Source organism: Bradyrhizobium sp. S3.12.5 (assembly GCF_040548225.1).
GTDB lineage: Bacteria > Pseudomonadota > Alphaproteobacteria > Rhizobiales > Xanthobacteraceae > Bradyrhizobium > Bradyrhizobium cytisi.
Map to the genome: position 1 here is coordinate 127,249 of NZ_JBEPRF010000009.1, position 17,269 is coordinate 144,517.

Consider the following 17,269-nt stretch of genomic DNA (forward strand, 5'->3'; position numbering starts at 1 on the left):
GCAACGTTGGATACCGGTTTTGAGACCGGCTTGGATGCAAATATTATGGGCACCGGCAACGCTGGCGGTGCGGCAGGCGATGGATCAGGTCAGGAAGATCGCCATCAGGATGACGATGAGCGCGACCGAGGCCGTGCCGTACTTCACCAGCTTGATGAAGCCCTCATAGGTCTGCTCGTGGGCAACGTAGTCGTTGCCGTCGGCCGTGGTGTAGGCCACTTCGCTATGGTCAGCCATGGATCGTCCCCAGTCGAAAGTCGAATTCAAGGCTGGCAATAGCGCAAACAATCGGGCAGGGCAACGGCACGGAGGAGCGGTTTTCCCGCAAATCAGGTCATTTGGAATCCAGATTGTCGCGGATCCAGCGCGCAAGACTCTGCTCGCTGACCTCGCCGGCGGCGAGGGAGAGGATGATGGTCGTCGCTTGCGCAGGATCGGGACCGAAGGCCACTCCATTCTTGTGAAGGGAGATCATCATCGCCATGAAGGCGATGCGCTTGTTTCCATCGACGAATGCGTGGTTCTTCGCGAGCCCGAATGCGTAGGCTGCAGCGAGTTCATCGAGCGCGGCCTGCTCATAGCGCCATTTGTTGATGGGCCGCTCCAGCGCCGAGCGCAACATGCCTTCATCGCGCAATCCCGGCGCACCGCCAAATCGGCGCAGTTGCCGGCTGTGAATTGCGACAGCCTGCTCGTAGGTGACCCAGAGCGGCTCTTGGGGTTCGCTCATTACTTCGCGAGCGCGGCAAGCGTGTCGCGGTACTTGTCCATGATCTCGTCGGCGATTTCCATCGTCCGCTCGAAGTCAGGATCGTATGGCAGCGCCTGAAAGCCGCCGCCCGGCAATTCCACGATGTGCAATTGCTGTCCGCGCTTGAGATCGAGCCGCTGCATCAACTCGCGCGGCAGCAGCACACCATCCGAATTGCCAATCTTCTTGATCTCAATCTTCATGGCCTTCCACCCACTGAACCGTCATCCAATGATCTGTGTTGTACATATGTATAACACAGATCGGATGGCGGTTCAACGGATGTTTTACATCGATTCATCCGCAAAAAAACGGCGCTCCGCCACCTCAGCCCATCGCCTCCAGCTCGTCGATCATGCCGGCGATGACCGAGAGTCCGCCGTCCCAGAATTTCGGGTCCTTGGCGTCGAGACCGAACGGGCGCAGCAGTTCGGAATAATGCCTGGTGCCGCCCGCGGCGAGCATGTCGAGATAACGCTCGGCAAAACCCTCGGCCGCGTTCTCGTAAACGGCATAGAGCGAGTTCACGAGGCAATCGCCGAAGGCATAGGCATAGACATAGAACGGCGAGTGGATGAAGTGCGGGATGTACATCCAATAGTTCTCGTAGCCCGCCTTGATCTCGATCGCCGGCCCCAGGCTCTCGCCCTGCACCGATAGCCAGAGCTCGCCGAGCCGCGTCGCCGTGAGTTCGCCGTTCTTGCGCTCGGTGTGGACCGCGCGCTCGAACGAATAGAACGCGATTTGCCGCACCACGGTATTGATCATGTCCTCGACCTTGCCGGCGAGCAGCGCCTGGCGCTGCTTTGCGCTCTTGGTCTGCGCCAGCAGCCGCCGGAAGGTCAGCATCTCGCCAAACACGCTGGCGGTCTCGGCCAGTGTCAGCGGCGTCGGCGCCATCAGCGCGCCGTTCTTCGCCGCCAGCACCTGGTGCACGCCGTGGCCGAGTTCATGCGCGAGCGTCATCACGTCGCGCGGCTTGCCCTGGTAATTCATCAGAACGTAAGGGTGAGCCGACGGCGTGGTCGGATGCGAGAAGGCGCCCGGCGCCTTGCCCGGGCGCACCGGCGCGTCGATCCAGCGGTCGGTGAAGAAGCGCTCGGCGATATCGGCCATTTTTGGCGAGAAGCCGCGATAGGCCGACAGCACCATGTTGCGCGCATCAGGCCAGCCGATGGTATCGGTCGCGGCGAACGGCAGCGGTGCGTTGCGGTCCCAATAAGCCAGTCGCTTCTTGCCGAACCACTTCGCCTTCAGCGCGTAGTAGCGATGCGACAGTTTTGGATAGGCCGCGCGGACCGAGGCGACCAGCGCGTCGACGACCTCGCGCTCGACGCGATTATTCAAATGGCGGGAGTCCGCGACATCCTTGAAGCCGCGCCAGCGGTCGGAGATGTCCTTGTCCTTGGTGAGCGTGTTGGTGATCAGCGCGAAGGTGCGCTCATTGGCCTTGAAGGTTTTCGCAAGCGCTTCCGCCGCCGCCTTGCGCTTGGCACCGTCGCGGTCCTGCAGGAGGTTCAGCGTCGGCTCGATCGCGAGCTCCTTGGGCCCGACCTTGAAGCGCAGGCTGGAGATGGTCTGGTCGAACAGCCGGTTGAAGGCCGAATAGCCGGTTTGCGCCTTCTCGAGGAAGAGCTGCTCGAGCTTGTCGTCGAGCTGATACGGCTTCTCCTTGCGCAGATCCTCGATCCACGGACGGTAGTGCGCGAGCTCGGCGGCTTGCATCGCGCGGTTCAAAATATCGTCATCGACGCGGTTGAGCTCGAGCGCGAAGAACAGAAGATGCGTCGATGCCGCCGTCAGCCGCTCGGAAACGTCGCCGTAAAACTTTGAAATCGCAGGGTCCACGCTGTCGCCGGCGTGGACGAGGCCGGCATAGGAGCCGAGACGGCCGGCGAGATCGTCGATCGCCTCATAGCGTCGCACGGCTTCCGCGAGCCATTTTCCGCCATCTTCGTTTGCTGTGCCTGTTGCGAGCTTGCCTTTGTAGTCCGTCTCGAAGGCGACGCAATCGGCATCCATCGTTTCGAGATCGCGCGCCACTTCCGGCGCATCGATCCCGGAATAGAGATCGGCAAGGTTCCACTCCGGAAGCTTGCCGATCTTGCCCGCAGACTTTGCGGGCGAAGATTTGGAGGGCTTTGCCTTGACGGCAGATTTCTTGGCAGCGGATTGCTTGGTGGCTGGTTTGCGAAGAGCGGTCTTTTTAGGGGCGGTCTTGGAGCGCGAAGTCATTGTGTGGGAAACCTGTGTTCAACAAACGCTGCGGCGGGCGAGGGCATCAAGGTTTAAGAGTGCGTTAATCGGCTTCGGCCAGAGTGACCCGATTCGAGACAGATAGTAGTAGCGTGCGGGGAGCACCATGGCTGCCAGTATTTTGATCGCCGACGACGACGCCGTGGCCCGCCGTCTGGTCGAGAACATGGTGCAGAAGTGCGGCTATGAGACGATCGTCGTCGAGTCCGGCGACGCCGCGATCGCAGCCCTCACCGCGCCCGATGCACCTGTTATCGACGCCGTGATCCTCGATCTCGTCATGCCCGGCCTCGATGGCATGGGCGTGCTGGCGAAAATCCGCGAGGCGGGCCTCAGCGTCCCTGTCGTCGTGCAGACCGCCCATGGCGGCATCGACAACGTGATCTCGGCGATGCGCGCCGGCGCTGTCGATTTCGTGGTCAAGCCCGTCGGCCTTGAGCGGCTTCAGGTCTCGTTGCGCAACGCGCTCAACGCCTCCGCACTCAAGGGCGAATTGCAACGCATCCGTCACAGCCGCGAGGGCCGGCTGACCTTCTCCGACATCATCACGCGCGCCGAAGCGATGGCGAGCGTGATGCGCGCGGCCCAGAAGGCGGCGAACTCCTCGATCCCGGTGCTGATCGAAGGCGAGTCCGGCGTCGGCAAGGAGATGTTCGCACGCGCCATTCACGGCAGCGGCGAGCGCAAGGCAAAGCCGTTCGTCGCAGTCAATTGCGGCGCGATCCCCGACAACCTCGTCGAGTCCATCCTGTTCGGCCACGAGAAGGGCGCGTTCACCGGCGCGACCGAGCGGCATACCGGGAAGTTCCTCGAGGCCCATGGCGGCACGCTGTTCCTGGACGAGGTCAGCGAGCTGCCGCTGACCGCGCAGGTCAAATTGCTCCGCGCACTGCAGGAAGGCGCAGTCGAGGCGGTCGGCGGCCGCAAGCCCGTGAAGGTCGACGTCCGCATCATCTCCGCGACCAATCGCAAGCTTCTGGACCGGGTGAAGCAGGGACATTTCCGGGAGGATTTGTTCTACCGCCTGCATGTGCTGCCGCTGACGATCCCTTCACTTAGGGCCCGGCGCGAGGACATCCCGCATCTGCTGCGGCATTTCCTGGCGCGCTTTGCCGCCGAGGAGAACCGCCCCATCTCCGGCGTTAGCGGCGAGGCCATGGCGCATCTCGCCCAGCTCGACTGGCCTGGCAACATCCGCCAGCTCGAAAATGCGGTCTACCGCGCGGTGGTGATGAGCGAGAGCGACCAGCTCGGTCTCGACGATTTCCCGTTGCTGGCCTCGCATCCGCCCACCGCAACGGAAATTCCGACCGCGCCGCTGATGATCGAGCCGACCGCAGCGCCCTCGCTGGTCTCGGGTAATGAAATACCGATCGTGCCGCTGCCGCTGGCGGGGTCTCTCTCGATGTTGACCCCCACCGGCGATGTCCGACCATTGGAGGACATGGAGAACGAGATCATCCGCTTCGCGATCTCGCACTACCGCGGACAGATGTCCGAGGTGGCGCGTCGTCTCAAAATCGGCAGGTCCACGCTCTATCGCAAACTCGACGAAGCCGGGGTTCCCGGCCATGGCGGAAAAAGCGGCGAGGAGACGCACTGAACCTCATGCGAACGGAGGTTCGCGCGGCCAGACATTGTGCCCGCAACCCGTTGAATTACGGCAAAATTCGGCAGCAAGCCAAACCGTGACTTGGAAGTGACAGAGACCGGGAAAAGCACGCGATGAAGCCGCACAATCCGTTGCAAACAGGCTTCCTTGACGTCAGTTTGTCGTGAGTTGTCCCGGGTAGCGCTGGCCGTAAAAACGGGGCCCGTATATCGTCTGCGTAGGAATCGTTGCGTGCAGGCGTGCGACTTTCGAGAGGCCGGCGCGATTCAGCCGAAACTCAATCAGGCGATAACGAAAGCTGTTCCACGAGGGGCAGTTCACCCAAGGGGTGCGACACAATGCGTGACTGTTTGAACCACCGTGCAGGCTTCGACCGTGTCTTGATGACGGTCGCGGCGACCTTCTTCACGGTATCGGCCGGCTCGGCGCTGGCACAGGATCAGGCGCGCAGCAGCGCCGCCGAGCTCGCGATCGAAGCCGCGATCCCGCGCCCCGAGCCTGCAAACGTCCCGCCCCCGACCGCATCCGACATCAAGCTCGACGCCACCGCCACCGTCCAGGATGCGCCGAAGGAAGCCACCAAGGAAACTGCGAAGGAGCCCGCGAAGGCCGAAGCCGCTCCGGCCCCCGACAAGGTCGAGACCAAGCCGTCCGACGTCGCCACGACGCCCGCAGCCGACGCTCCGAAGAGCGAGACGGCCAAGACCGAATCCGCAAAGACCGAATCCGTAAAGACCGAACCCGCGAAGGCCGAGCCCGCCAAATCTGAAGCCGCCCAATCCGAGCCGGCCAAATCTGAACCTGCCAAACCTGAATCTGCCAAACCTGAATCTGCCAAGTCTGATACCGCAGCAGCACCGGCGGCCACCCCCGCTGCACCTGCGGCGGCAGCAGCGACCCCGGCCGCCGAGCCCGTGAAGGCCGCAAGCAACGTTCCCGCTGCCGACCAGCCGGTCGCCGACAAGCTCAAGGACGCCTTGGGCGCCAAGACTTCGCGCTATCTCGACCGCAAGAACGAGCGCGCCGCCGTCGAGAAGTTCTACGGCGCCCGTGACTTCGCGCCGGTCTGGACCCAAGCCGGCAACCTCACTGCTGCGGCCAAGGGCGTGATCGCACGGCTGAAGGATGCAGCGTCCGACGGTCTTAATCCCGCCGACTATCCGGTGCCGGATTTTGCCGCCGCCACGACGCCGGATGCGCTCGCCGATGCCGAGCTGAAGCTCACCGCCAGCATGTTCGACTATGCGCGCCAGGCGCAGAGCGGCCGCATGCACTGGTCCCAGGTCAGCGCCGACATCCTCTATCCCGAGCATCCGGTCGATCCGAACGAAGTGCTGACCAGGGTTTCGACGGCAGCCGACGCCTCCGCCGCGCTCGACAGCTACAACCCGCCGCAAAAGCTCTACAAGGAGCTGAAGGCGAAGCTCGCGCAGCTGCGTGGCCAGGGCGACGGCCCGGTGATCGAGATCACCGACGGCCCGGCGCTGAAGTACACGCCCGCCAAGGGCAAGAAGCAGGCGGAAGCCGTGGTGCAGGATCCGCGCGTGCCGCAGCTGCGCGCCAAGCTCGGTATCAGCGAGAACGCCAACGACGATCACTACGACGCCACGGTCGCCGAAGCCGTGCGAAAGTTCCAGGACGGCGCCGAGATCAAGGCCACCGGCGTGCTCGATGCGCCGACCGTGAAGGCGATGAACAGCCCGAAGCGCGACAAGCAGATCGACACCGTGCTGGTGAACATGGAGCGCTGGCGCTGGCTGCCGCGCGACCTCGGCGCGCCCTCGCTGGGCGATGCCTATGTCATCCTCAACATTCCCGACTACACGCTGAAGGTGATGCAGCGCGGCCAGCAGCTCTGGACCACCCGCGTCGTCACCGGCAAGCCGGGCCAGCATGCCACGCCGCTGCTGACCGAGGCGATGAAGTACATCACGGTCAACCCGACCTGGAACGTCCCGCCGTCGATCGTCTATGGCGAATATCTGCCGGCGCTGCAGCAGGACCCGACCGTGCTACAGCGCATGGGCCTGAAGCTCGAGCAGAACCGTGACGGCTCGGTGCACATCTCGCAGCCGCCCGGTGAAGCCAACGCGCTCGGCCGCATCCGCTTCAACTTCCCGAACAAGTTCCTGGTCTATCAGCACGACACGCCGGACAAGAACCTGTTCGCCAGGGAAGATCGTGCCTTCAGCCATGGCTGCATGCGCGTGCAGAATCCGGATCAGTACGCCTCCGTGCTGCTCAACATCACCATGCCGGGCGAGAAGTACACGCCGGAGCGCGTGCGCAGCATGTACGGCTCGGGTGAGGTGGACCTGAAATTCCCGACCCCGATCCCGGTCAACATCACCTACCAGACCGCCTTCGTGGATGACGGCGGCAAGCTGCAATTCCGCAAGGACGTCTATGGCCGCGACGCGACCATGATCAACATCCTGAAGAACGGCCGCGGCAAGGACCTCGAAAACGTCGTGGCGCACTCGCAGCCGAGCTATTCGCGCCCGGCGACGACGCTGCCGGCCGGCGTGGCGGTGGCCAATAATGGCGGCGGATTCGGCTCGTCCGGTCCGAACTTCTTCGAGCGGCTGTTCGGGGCCCCGACCCCGCCGCCGGCTCCGGTCGGCCGCCGGCCTCAGCAACAGCGGGTGTTCACCCGCTGAGCTGCCTCAGCACATAAAATTCTTCAATGAGATCAACGACCCCGTCCCATGGATGGGGTCGTTTAACGTTAACCATTCGCCACCCGGGTTCGGGCAGCGGGCGTTTTTTCGCCACACTGAGCCGGTTAGGATCGCAACCTGACTTGGTTTTGGGGGCGGGAAGGTCAACCTCGAATTAACCTTCTCGCTTTAACAAAGCGTTCATCCTCTTTCGCGCGCTAACGGGGTTGGCGGGAGAGTCCATTTTGAACGCTCGTCGACTGGGTGGGCTCATACGTGCTGGCTGGTTTCGCACGCCAATTCGCTGCGGTGTCGTTGTCCCATGCGGGAGTGAAGGTCGGATCTCGGATCGGCCTCGCCTCGCTGGTGCTGCTTGCGGCTGCCGGTTCGGTCCATAATGCCGCCGCGCTGAACGAGACCAAGACGCTCTCCTTCCACCACACCCACTCCGGCGAAGATCTCACCGTCACCTTCAAGCGCGATGGCCGCTATGACGAAGCCGCGCTGAAGACGCTCAACCATTTCCTGCGCGACTGGCGCACCCAGGACGAGACGGTCATGGACCGTCACCTCTTCGATATCCTCTGGGAAGTCTATCGCGACGTCGACGGCAAGCAGCCGATCCAGATCATCTCCTCCTATCGCTCCCCCGCCACCAACGCCATGCTCCGCCGGCGCTCCTCGGGCGTGGCGCGCTTCAGCCAGCACATGCTGGGCCATGCGATGGACTTCTACATTCCGGGCGTGCCGCTGGAGCAAATCCGCTTTGCCGGCCTGCGCCTCCAGCGCGGCGGCGTCGGCTTCTACCCGACCTCCGGCTCGCCCTTCGTGCATCTCGACACCGGCAGCATCCGGCACTGGCCGCGCATGACGCATGACCAGCTCGCCCGAGTCTTCCCGGACGGCCGCACCGTCCACGTTCCGACCGACGGCACGCCGCTGAAGGGATATGAGCTCGCCAAGGCCGACATCGAACGGCGCGGCGATGACACCGCGACCGTCGGTAAGCCGAGCTTCCTCGCCGCCTTGTTCAAGGGCAAATCAGCTCCCGCGACCAGCAGCGACGAGGATGACGAGGGTGCACCTGCCGTGGCCGAGAAGTCCGCGGCACCCACCGTGGTCGCAGCCGCCGCCAAGCCGGCCGATCCGGTCCCGACGCCCCGCGCCAAGCCGTCAGTCGCCGCCACGATCCAGCTCGCTTCGGCCGATGCGCAGCTCGTTGCGCCGCCCAAGCCGAAGCCCGCGCCCGTCGCTGACAAGCCGGCTGCCGGCAAATCTTCTGACGGAAAGCCCGAGACCCCGGCCGACATCATCAATGCCCGCGGCTTCTGGGATGCACCCGCCACGCCGCAGCAGGCGACGCCCGCCCAGGTCGCAGCCCTGAGGGCGCGCCAGGCGCTTGCCGCCGCCACCGATCCGCAGCCGACCGCGAGCGTCTCCAACGCCGCCTATCAGGCACTGGCCTATGCGCCGGCTTCCGCCTCCCCGGTCGACCGCGCCAACGTCGTCGCCGCCTCTGCGCCGATCCCGCGCGGCGTGCGCCCGGTGTCCGCGGCCCGCAACGCCGCGCCGGCCACCGAGATCAACACGGTCGTCGGCAAGAGCACCGGCGGCATGATCGCCACCGCGACCCGGCTCTCCGCCGCCAAGGGCGAGAGCATCTGGCTCAAGATCGTGATGCTGTCGCCAAGCGCCAGCCGCGCGATGTCGGTGACGCTGATGGGCGAGCTCGATACGGTTGCGTTGCGCGGTTATTTCGTGAAGCCGCAGGCCGTGATCGCGATGGGTTTCAGCGACGATCCCATGCAGGGCCTGTCCAGCGACAGTTTCTCGGGCAGCGCCACCGCCAAGCTCGATACGACGTCCTTCGTCGTCCGCACCGCCGCGTTGCGCTGAGACTGACAGCCTAGCGCGCCTTCTTTTTTCCTCGCCGATCCAGATGATAGGTCAGCGCCAGCGACAGGCAGGCTGATAGTTCCTGCTTCGGCAGCTTGCCGGACAATGGCAGCAACAGCGCCCGGGTCTGCCGGTATTCGAACTGATCGGGAAAACGCTCGCGAAACGTATCGACCAGCGTCGTCTTGCAGTTGAACAGAATCGCGGCGTGGTCGGAGTCCTTGAGGCGGCCAAGCCGGATCGTGGAGCCGCTGCCGGTCTGCTCCGTGAGATAGGCAGGCTCGCCCCATTTCAGCGTTTCGGTGAGCCGGCCGACTTCGGCGTGCGCCTTGGCCGTCGCCAAGATGAGCTTGCGCACGTCGAGAAGGCGCCGGCGGATCGGCGGCGGAAAAGCCTCGAAGACTCGGCTCACCTCGCGCGGCAACGGCGGTTCGCTCACGGATTCCTCCTGGATGGATCGAGGATCAGGCGGGCAGGCTTGCTCCCAGAAGGCCTGCCTCGTAGCGCTGACGGTCGACGTCGCGCTTATAATGCTGGGTGGAGAGATGATTGGCCACCGAAAATGCCGGCTCGCGCTTGAGAACCTCGGCTGCATGAGCGCGGGCCGCAATCGCGTTGCCCATCTGCGCAAAGATCGCGGCGAGGAACGCGTGATGGGTGTGATCGGGGCGCGTGATCCGTGAGATGGCCTCGGCAGCTTCGGCGTATTTCTCGGCACAATAATAGGCACGCCCGAGATGGCTCCAGAAGCGTTCGGGGTGATACGGGTTGAGCCGCATCGCCTTCCTGATCCAGTCGATGCCCTCTTCAGGCCGGCCCAGCCAGGTCAACAGTTCGCCCTGCTGCACCACCACGAGGTCGTAGTTCGGGTTGAGCGCGAGCGCCCGCTCCTGATGGTAGGTGGCCTTGTCATGGTCGTCGCGGTTCAGATTGAGCGCCGCGAGAATACGGTGAACGTCGCTGTCATTGTCGTCGAGGGCCAGCGCGGTCTCCAGCTCCGAAGCCACCTGCTGGAAGGTGGCATCGCGATCCGCGCACCAGCCATAGACCCAGGTCTGGCCCAGGACGCACGCCTTCCACGCGTGCGCGTGAGCATAGTTCGCATCGAGTTCGACCGCCCGGTCGAGCAGAAGTTGCGCCCGCGCATTGTCTTCGCGATTGGAGCGATGGTGCAAGACCTTTGCGGCCAGCACGCATTCGTAAGCCGCCATGTTGTCCGTGGGCTTGCGGTTCGCCCGATCGTGCGTGGCCGCCTCGACGCGGCCGGGCAACGTGGCCGCGATCGCCCGGGTCATCTCGTCCTGGATGGCGAAGATGTCCTTGAGCTCGCCGTCGTAGCGTTCGGCCCAAATGTGCCGGTCGGTTTCCGCATCGATCAGCTGCACGGTGACGCGGACGCGATCTCCGGCCTTTCGCACACTGCCCTCGATGACATAATCGACGCCGAATTCGCGGCCGACGTCCTGCACCTTGACCGCCTTGCCCTTGTACACAAAGGTCGAGTTGCGGGAGATCACCAGCAGGTCGTGGAAACGCGAAAGCTCGGTGATGATGTCTTCGGTCAGGCCATCCGCAAAGAACTCCTGCTCCGGGTCGCCGCTCATGTTGGCGAAGGGCAGCACGGCGATGGACGGCTTCTTCGACTTGCCGGTCGCCTTCGCAGCGCCCCTCGTGCCGTCAGATGCGCTTGCCGGACTCTCCTCCAGTCGTATCCGGTAGACGCGGATCGCACGGACGATGTTCTTGACGTTCTGCTCGCCGATATCCTCGAATGCAACGCCATCAAGGCGCTCGCCGAGCTGGTCGCGCACCGCGCTCGAGATGCAGATGCCTCCAGGCTCGGCCAGAGCCTCCAGCCGTGCCGCGACGTTGACGCCGTCGCCGAAAATATCGTTCTGGTCGACGATCACGTCGCCCAGATTGATGCCGATGCGGAATTGTATCCATCGCGGCGGCGGGACGTCGGCATTGCGTCGCCCCATCCGGCTCTGAATTTCAGCAGCGCACAGCACCGCGTCGACGACGCTATGGAATTCGACGAGCATGCCGTCGCCCGTCGTCTTGATGATGCGGCCGCGGTTTTTGGCAATGGCCGGATCGATCAGCTCGATCCGGTGGGTCTTGAGGCGCGCAAGCGTGCCAGCCTCATCGGCCTCCATGAGCCGGCTAAAGCCGACCATGTCGGCCGCGAGGACCGCTGCGAGCCTACGCTCAGGTCCAGGCACATCCATTGCTCGGTCCCTTCACCGAGCACTCTAGCAGACGAGCGGATTTTGCCCAAGCTGGGTGCGCTGCAAATCGCAGCGGGACGAGGTATCCTACCGATGAAGCTGCGGCCTCGTCGCCTCAGATCATCCCCAGCGCCTGCATGTAGGTCTCGAGAATCGTCTCGGCCTCTGCGCGCTCGTTCGGGTCCTGCTTGCGCATGCGTACGATGGTGCGCAGCGCCTTGACGTCGTAGCCGTTGCCCTTGGCTTCGGCAAAGACGTCGCGGATGTCGTCGGAGATCGCCTTCTTCTCTTCCTCCAGCCGCTCGATGCGCTCGATGATGGATTTGAGCTGGTCCTTGGCAAATTTCGTCGCGGGCTCGTCGTCGCGGACGGCGGCGGAGGTGGCCATCTTGGTACTCCCAATGGAACTGGCAAAACGAGGTGACGCCGGCATCCTCACCGCGCGTGCTGGTGAGACCCTTAGGGTTGGCGCCGATTGCGTTCAAGCGAGCATCGCGCTCGTCCACAGCGCGCCCACACCTTCCTGCGGGGAGGCGAAGAAAGCTGTTGTGTGGTGCGACTCAAGCCGCGGGCCCCGGACAGTCCGCTCAGCGGCTGTGGGGATGGACCTTCTTCATCGCCTCGAGCTGCTCAGGGCTGGCCGTGCCCTGGTGCTTCGCCTTCCAGGTCTCGTAGGGCATGCCGTAGACGGCCTCGCGGCTCTCGTCCTTGCTTAAGCTTACGCCCTGGGCGTCGGCAGCGTCCTTGAGCCAGTTGGACAGGCAGTTGCGGCAGAAGCCGGCGAGATTCATCAGATCGATGTTCTGGACGTCCGTCCGCGTCTTCAGATGGTCGACCAGGCGCCGGAAAGCGGCCGCCTCGAGCTCCGTTCTGGTTTTGTCGTCGATTGCCATGGCTGAATCCCCTTGGCCTTTCTCTTGGCTCTGATCTTGATGGTGGTCACCCTTTACGGGATCAGGTGGGGTCCCGTCACAGATTTTGCCATATCGCGGCGCAAACGGCCTCGAAGCAGCCCAGGGGGCAGTTCCCCGGCTCTACGCCAAATCGTCAATCATCTGGTATACGTTCCGCGACAATGATCGCCGAATCTCCCCGCTCCGCCCTTCGCCTGCTCGCCCGGTTGGTCCCGGCGCTGGCGGTTGCTTTGCTGTGCCTCTGGGCCAGCCCGGCCTCGGCCGATTTCCGGCTTTGCAACAACACCTCGAGCCGGGTCGGCATTGCGCTTGGCTACAAGGACGCCGACGGCTGGACCACGGAAGGCTGGTGGAACATCTCGTCCCGCTCCTGCGAGACCCTGCTGCGGGGAACGCTGGTCGCCCGCTACTATTACATCTACGCGATCGACTATGACCGCGGCGGCGAATGGTCGGGGCAGGCCTTCATGTGCTCGCGCGACAAGGAATTCACCATTCGCGGCACCGAGGACTGCCTGGCGCGCGGCTATGACCGGACCGGCTATTTCGAGGTCGATACCGGCGAGCAGCGGGCCTGGACGGTACAGCTCACCGATGCCAACGAGCAGCCCGCCCAGCAACGTGTCCCCGGGATGCCCGGCCCTGTTGGCCCTGGTGGCGGCGTTCCGGGTTTGCCCAATAGCCCGCCCGGTGGTACGCCCCCCGCCGCGCCTGGCCTTCCGCCAGCCCCCTCACCACCGTCTGGAAATAAGCCATGAGGCGTCTTCGCCGTATCAAGATTCTCGCGACGCTCGGACCCGCTTCTTCTGACCTCGCGATGATCCGCCGCCTGTTCGAGGCCGGCGCCGACGTTTTCCGCATCAATATGAGCCACACCCCGCATGACAAGATGCGGGAGCTGGTGGCGACGATCCGCAATGTCGAGAGCAGCTACGGCCGCCCGATCGGCATCCTGGTCGACCTGCAGGGCCCGAAGCTCCGGCTTGGCGCCTTCGCGGAAGGCGCGGTCCAGCTCCAGAACGGCCAGATCTTCACGCTGGATTCCGACAAGAGCCCGGGCGATACCACCCGCGTCAATCTCCCGCATCCGGAGATACTTGCTGCGCTGCGGCCCGGCCATGCCCTGCTGCTCGACGACGGCAAGGTACGGCTGATCGCGGAGGAGACCACGAAGGAGCACGCGGTGACGCGCGTCGTGGTCGGCGGCAAGATGTCCGACCGCAAGGGCGTCAGCCTTCCGGATACGGACCTGCCGGTCTCGGCGATGACGCCGAAGGACCGCGCCGACCTCGAGGCCGCGCTGGTTACCGGCGTCGACTGGATTGCGCTCTCCTTCGTGCAGCGCGCCGACGACGTGATCGAGGCCAAGAAGATGATCCGCGGCCGGGCCGCGGTCATGGCCAAGATCGAGAAGCCGCAGGCGATCGACCGCCTCGCCGACATCATCGAGGCCTCCGACGCGCTGATGGTGGCGCGCGGCGACCTCGGCGTCGAGCTGCCGCTGGAGCGCGTGCCGAGCCTCCAGAAGCAAATGACGCGCATGGCGCGTCGCGCCGGCAAGCCGGTGGTGATCGCAACGCAGATGCTGGAATCGATGATCCAATCGCCGGTGCCGACCCGCGCCGAAGTCTCCGACGTCGCCACCGCGGTCTACGAGGGCGCCGACGCCATCATGCTGTCGGCGGAATCGGCGGCCGGCAAATTCCCGGTCGAGGCGGTCTCGACCATGAACCGCATCGGCGAGGAGGTCGAGCGCGACCCGATTTATCGCTCCGTGTTGACGGCCCAGCGCCCCGCACCGGAATCCACCGCCGGCGACGCCATCGCCGATGCCGCACGGCAGATCGCCGAAACGCTCGACCTGCCCGCCCTGATCTGCTGGACCAGCTCGGGCTCGACCGCGGTGCGCGTGGCGCGCGAGCGGCCGAAGCCGCCGGTCGTGGCGATCACGCCGAACATCCAGGCCGGACGGCGGCTCGCGGTCGTGTGGGGCGTACACTGCGTGGTGGCGGAAGACGCGCGCGACCAGGACGACATGGTCAGCCGCGCCGGCCAGATCGCCTTCCGCGACGGTTTCGTCCGCGCCGGCCAGCGCGTGATCATCGTCGCCGGCGTGCCGCTCGGCATTCCCGGCACCACCAACATGGTGCGCATCGCCTCGGTCGGCCCCGAGGGCAATTCGGATATCTAGGTCCGCCATCGCCGGACCAACAAAAACGCCGAAAACAACCCCATGCACAGTAGCCGGCCGATCCGGCGGGCGTGCTCGGGCTTCTCGAAAAAGCGTGCTCAGGCAATGGCTTGGGTACGATCAGGTCGCAGCCCCGATCGCACCGGCATTTCAGGCCCCGACCAGCGCCTTGGCCGTCGGCAGCAGCGTCTGCTGCACCACCAGACCGCGGGCGCGGGCGTCCATGACGCCGACGGCGCGCAGCGCAAGCAGCGTCACGGTCTGCACCGCATCGCGCATCTTGACGGGATCTTCGAGATTGTCGGGCGCAAGCGGCCCGACCAGCGCCTCGTGCAGCGCACCCAGCAGCGCGGTCGCGGCCAGCGCGGTGTCCTGTGCCGGCAGATGACCGGCGCGCACGGCAGCGTCGATCCGGGCAGCGATCTCGCCGGCAATCTCACGGCGGCTGGCAAGCCTGGAGGCGCTGACATCGACATCGACAGGCTCGGCCAGGATGCCCCAGGCGAGGCGCCGCTGCGACAGCGTATGGACGGCCACCGTAGTCACGGCCGCCGCCAGCGCGGAGGACGGGCCAGGCGCGGCATCGGCCGCGCGCCGGATCGCCGCGAGCTCGTCGCGGGAGACCTCGGAGATCAATTCGGAGATCAGCTCGGCCTTGGAGGGGAAGTAGCGATAGACGGTGCCGGCCGCGACATTGGCCCGGACCGCGACCGGTGCGATCTGCACCGCCGCCATGCCCCCTTCGGCTGCGGCTTCCCTTGCCGCCGCCAGGATGGCGCTGCGCCGAGCCGCAAGGCGCTTAACCACTTGATGCGTTCGCCGATAAACCATGGCGCGCTTCCTGTCCCACACGCTTGCCGCACGCCCGCGGCCGAACGCTTCGTCACTGCAATTGCAAATCGCCCCGCAAGGACTGAACAACTATTCAGGGGGGATGACAAGAAGCAAATGCGTGATGCCGGTTTTCGCGCTTTCCGGCACAGATTCATGCAACTTTAACTGGCCGCCCTTAGTCCTACGGTGTCCATCGGAATCGGCAATGCGCGCCACCAGCGTACTTTCTGCGTCACGCCCCGTTTTCGGAAGAGGCTGCGACCATCAGCTCATGGCGCCTTGATGCTGCAACGCGCGACAACCGCCGCTGACTTGCCCGAAGCCATGTCCATGCCGGCGGCCGGAGGTTTGCTGCGATCATCGACGGCGAACCTGCGCGGCAAGGCGCTTGTACCCCTCGCCGTTGTCGTCTGCGCGATGCTGGCGGGCGCGATTTACACCTTCGCGATGGGCGAGGATGTCAACTGGGATTGGCAGAACTACCACGAATACAATGTCTGGGCCGTGCTCAACGGCCGCTATGGCGTCGATGCGGTGCCGCCGGGCTTTCAAACCTACTTCAATCCGATCGTCTATTTCCCCGTCTATTACCTTCGGCACTATCTGCCGTCGCCGTATGGGCTGATGATCATCGGCGCAATTCACGGCCTCAACCTCGCGCTCATTTGGCTGTTTGCACGCCTGGTGCTGGGACGAACCGCGACCTTCGTTGCGATCGCGGCGGCGGTCGCAATCGCGGCCTCGGGTCCGATGACGCTCTCGGAAGTCGGCACGAGCTTTTCCGACGTGCTGCTGGCATTGCCCGTGATCGGCGGTTTCCTTCTGATCTTGATTGCGGATCGCCGGCCCGCGGTCCGCTATCTGCTGGCCGGGCTCCTGATCGGCGCCGCGGTCGGGCTGAAGCTGACCAATGTCGTCTACGCGATCGGCGCAGCCGCAGCACTGCTCGCCGCCGCGCGTCCGCTTCGGGCGACCATCCTGCTTGGGCTCGGCGGTATTGCCGGCGCGGCGCTCACCGGCGGCGAATGGTGCCTGATCGCCTGGCGCGACACCGGCAATCCGATCTTCCCGCTGTTCAATGCCGTCTTCCAGTCAGGCGAGGTCGCGGCCGTCAATCTGATGGACGCGCAGTTCATGCCGCACAGCGTGTCCGACGCGCTGGCCTATCCGTTCTACTGGCTGATGGGCGACCACAGAGGCGCGGAGCACCCGTTCCGCGACGCGCGCTTCGCGGTCGTGGCGGTCCTGCTCGTGCTCGGCCTGCTTGTGCGGATGACGCGCGACAGCGCGATCCTCACCCGACGTGACGTGCAGCTGGTCGTGCTGTTTGCAGTCTCGTACCTGGCGTGGCTCGGCCTGTTCTCGATCCAGCGCTATGCGGTGGTTCTGGAATTGTTGTGCGGCCCGATCATCGTTCTGCTGCTCGCGCGCCTCGCTGCGAGCGCGAGGCCGGCATGGCCCGCGACGTCCTCGGCTCCACTGAACGCGCTGATGTTGACGGTTGCGGTAGGGATCGCACTGTGGTCGCAGCCGGCGGATTGGTGGCACCGCCCCTGGTCAGAGACCTACCGGCCGAACATCGCCGATGAGCTCGATCAGCCCGCGACCTACTTTATCCTCGGCAAGCCGCTCGCCTATATCGCGCCGCAGCTTCCGCCGCAGTCGCGCTTCTACCTGCTCGCCGATATCGGTGTGCCCATCGTCCCCGGCGGCATCTTTGACCAGCGCATCCGCGCCGGGCTGAAGGCTCCCCTGCCCGGCGGTCTCCGCGAATTGCACATGCGCGGCGAACCGGACCGCAGCGCGCTGCTGGATCGCTACGCGCTTGCCATCGATGCCAGTAGGCCCTGTGTCGCCATCGAGGGCGCCCGCCCCGGCACGATCCTCGAAAGCTGCCCGCTCATTGAACGGGCCTCGCGTTAGT

Annotated in this window: 15 protein-coding genes; 6 read left to right on the forward strand and 9 right to left on the reverse strand. The window is 64.8% G+C overall.

What is annotated here, in order from left to right:
* Window positions 1–84 precede the first annotated feature (84 nt).
* The 4 genes from ABIC09_RS15020 to ABIC09_RS15035 form a co-directional block, all read right to left on the reverse strand.
* Window positions 85–237: an aa3-type cytochrome c oxidase subunit IV gene (locus ABIC09_RS15020; protein WP_008136857.1), complete on the reverse strand. Its 153-nt coding sequence runs from the start codon at window positions 235–237 to the stop codon at window positions 85–87.
* A gap of 97 nt (window positions 238–334) precedes the next feature.
* Complete coding sequence (locus tag ABIC09_RS15025; RefSeq protein WP_354109731.1) at window positions 335–730, reverse strand: type II toxin-antitoxin system death-on-curing family toxin; 396 nt, start codon at window positions 728–730, stop codon at window positions 335–337.
* Window positions 730–954 carry an AbrB/MazE/SpoVT family DNA-binding domain-containing protein gene (locus ABIC09_RS15030; RefSeq protein ID WP_354082223.1) on the reverse strand — a complete coding sequence of 75 codons (225 nt, stop codon included), beginning with the start codon at window positions 952–954 and terminating at the stop codon, window positions 730–732. The genes ABIC09_RS15025 and ABIC09_RS15030 overlap by 1 nt, the downstream gene beginning before the upstream one ends.
* Window positions 955–1,078: 124 nt before the next feature.
* A complete protein-coding gene (locus ABIC09_RS15035; RefSeq protein WP_354109732.1) occupies window positions 1,079–2,986 on the reverse strand; it encodes a M3 family oligoendopeptidase in 1,908 nt (635 codons plus the stop codon).
* Between the two features lie 127 nt (window positions 2,987–3,113).
* Here ABIC09_RS15035 and ABIC09_RS15040 point away from each other — a divergent pair, with 127 nt between their 5' ends.
* The 3 genes from ABIC09_RS15040 (at window position 3,114) to ABIC09_RS15050 (ending at window position 9,175) form a co-directional block, all read left to right on the forward strand.
* Complete coding sequence (locus tag ABIC09_RS15040) at window positions 3,114–4,610, forward strand: sigma-54-dependent transcriptional regulator (protein WP_354109733.1); 1,497 nt, start codon at window positions 3,114–3,116, stop codon at window positions 4,608–4,610.
* 347 nt (window positions 4,611–4,957) lie between these two features.
* Window positions 4,958–7,279, forward strand: a complete 2,322-nt coding sequence (locus tag ABIC09_RS15045; protein WP_354109734.1) for a L,D-transpeptidase scaffold domain-containing protein — start codon at window positions 4,958–4,960, stop codon at window positions 7,277–7,279.
* 264 nt (window positions 7,280–7,543) lie between these two features.
* On the forward strand, window positions 7,544–9,175 hold the full coding sequence (locus tag ABIC09_RS15050) for a peptidoglycan L,D-endopeptidase MepK (RefSeq protein ID WP_354109735.1): 1,632 nt from the start codon (window positions 7,544–7,546) through the stop codon (window positions 9,173–9,175).
* A gap of 10 nt (window positions 9,176–9,185) precedes the next feature.
* Here ABIC09_RS15050 and ABIC09_RS15055 read toward each other — a convergent pair whose 3' ends face one another.
* From ABIC09_RS15055 to ABIC09_RS15070, 4 genes are all read right to left on the reverse strand, one after another.
* Entirely contained in the window at window positions 9,186–9,614 is a 429-nt protein-coding gene (locus tag ABIC09_RS15055) for a DUF1801 domain-containing protein (protein ID WP_354032298.1), read from the reverse strand.
* Window positions 9,615–9,639: 25 nt separating this feature from the next.
* Window positions 9,640–11,406 carry an adenylate/guanylate cyclase domain-containing protein gene (locus ABIC09_RS15060; RefSeq protein ID WP_354109736.1) on the reverse strand — a complete coding sequence of 589 codons (1,767 nt, stop codon included), beginning with the start codon at window positions 11,404–11,406 and terminating at the stop codon, window positions 9,640–9,642.
* A 115-nt stretch (window positions 11,407–11,521) separates the two neighbouring features.
* Complete coding sequence (locus tag ABIC09_RS15065; RefSeq protein ID WP_007596286.1) at window positions 11,522–11,794, reverse strand: DUF2312 domain-containing protein; 273 nt, start codon at window positions 11,792–11,794, stop codon at window positions 11,522–11,524.
* A 199-nt stretch (window positions 11,795–11,993) separates the two neighbouring features.
* The gene (locus ABIC09_RS15070) at window positions 11,994–12,299 is read right to left on the reverse strand and encodes a DUF1244 domain-containing protein (RefSeq protein ID WP_354109737.1); all 306 of its coding nucleotides are present in this window, start codon (window positions 12,297–12,299) and stop codon (window positions 11,994–11,996) included.
* A gap of 182 nt (window positions 12,300–12,481) precedes the next feature.
* Between ABIC09_RS15070 and ABIC09_RS15075 the strand changes: the two genes are divergently transcribed.
* The gene (locus ABIC09_RS15075) at window positions 12,482–13,078 is read left to right on the forward strand and encodes a DUF1036 domain-containing protein (protein WP_148753989.1); all 597 of its coding nucleotides are present in this window, start codon (window positions 12,482–12,484) and stop codon (window positions 13,076–13,078) included.
* Window positions 13,075–14,511 (forward strand): pyruvate kinase, encoded by a 1,437-nt coding sequence (gene pyk / locus ABIC09_RS15080; protein WP_148753990.1) that lies wholly within the window; start codon window positions 13,075–13,077, stop codon window positions 14,509–14,511. Before ABIC09_RS15075 ends, pyk begins: the two co-directional genes overlap by 4 nt.
* A gap of 150 nt (window positions 14,512–14,661) precedes the next feature.
* On the opposite strand, the gene ABIC09_RS15085 is transcribed toward pyk, so the two are convergent.
* A complete protein-coding gene (locus ABIC09_RS15085) occupies window positions 14,662–15,342 on the reverse strand; it encodes a TetR/AcrR family transcriptional regulator (RefSeq protein ID WP_148753991.1) in 681 nt (226 codons plus the stop codon).
* Between the two features lie 333 nt (window positions 15,343–15,675).
* On the opposite strand from ABIC09_RS15085, the gene ABIC09_RS15090 reads away from it, so the two are divergent.
* Window positions 15,676–17,268: a glycosyltransferase 87 family protein gene (locus ABIC09_RS15090; protein WP_354109738.1), complete on the forward strand. Its 1,593-nt coding sequence runs from the start codon at window positions 15,676–15,678 to the stop codon at window positions 17,266–17,268.
* Window position 17,269 lies beyond the last annotated feature (1 nt).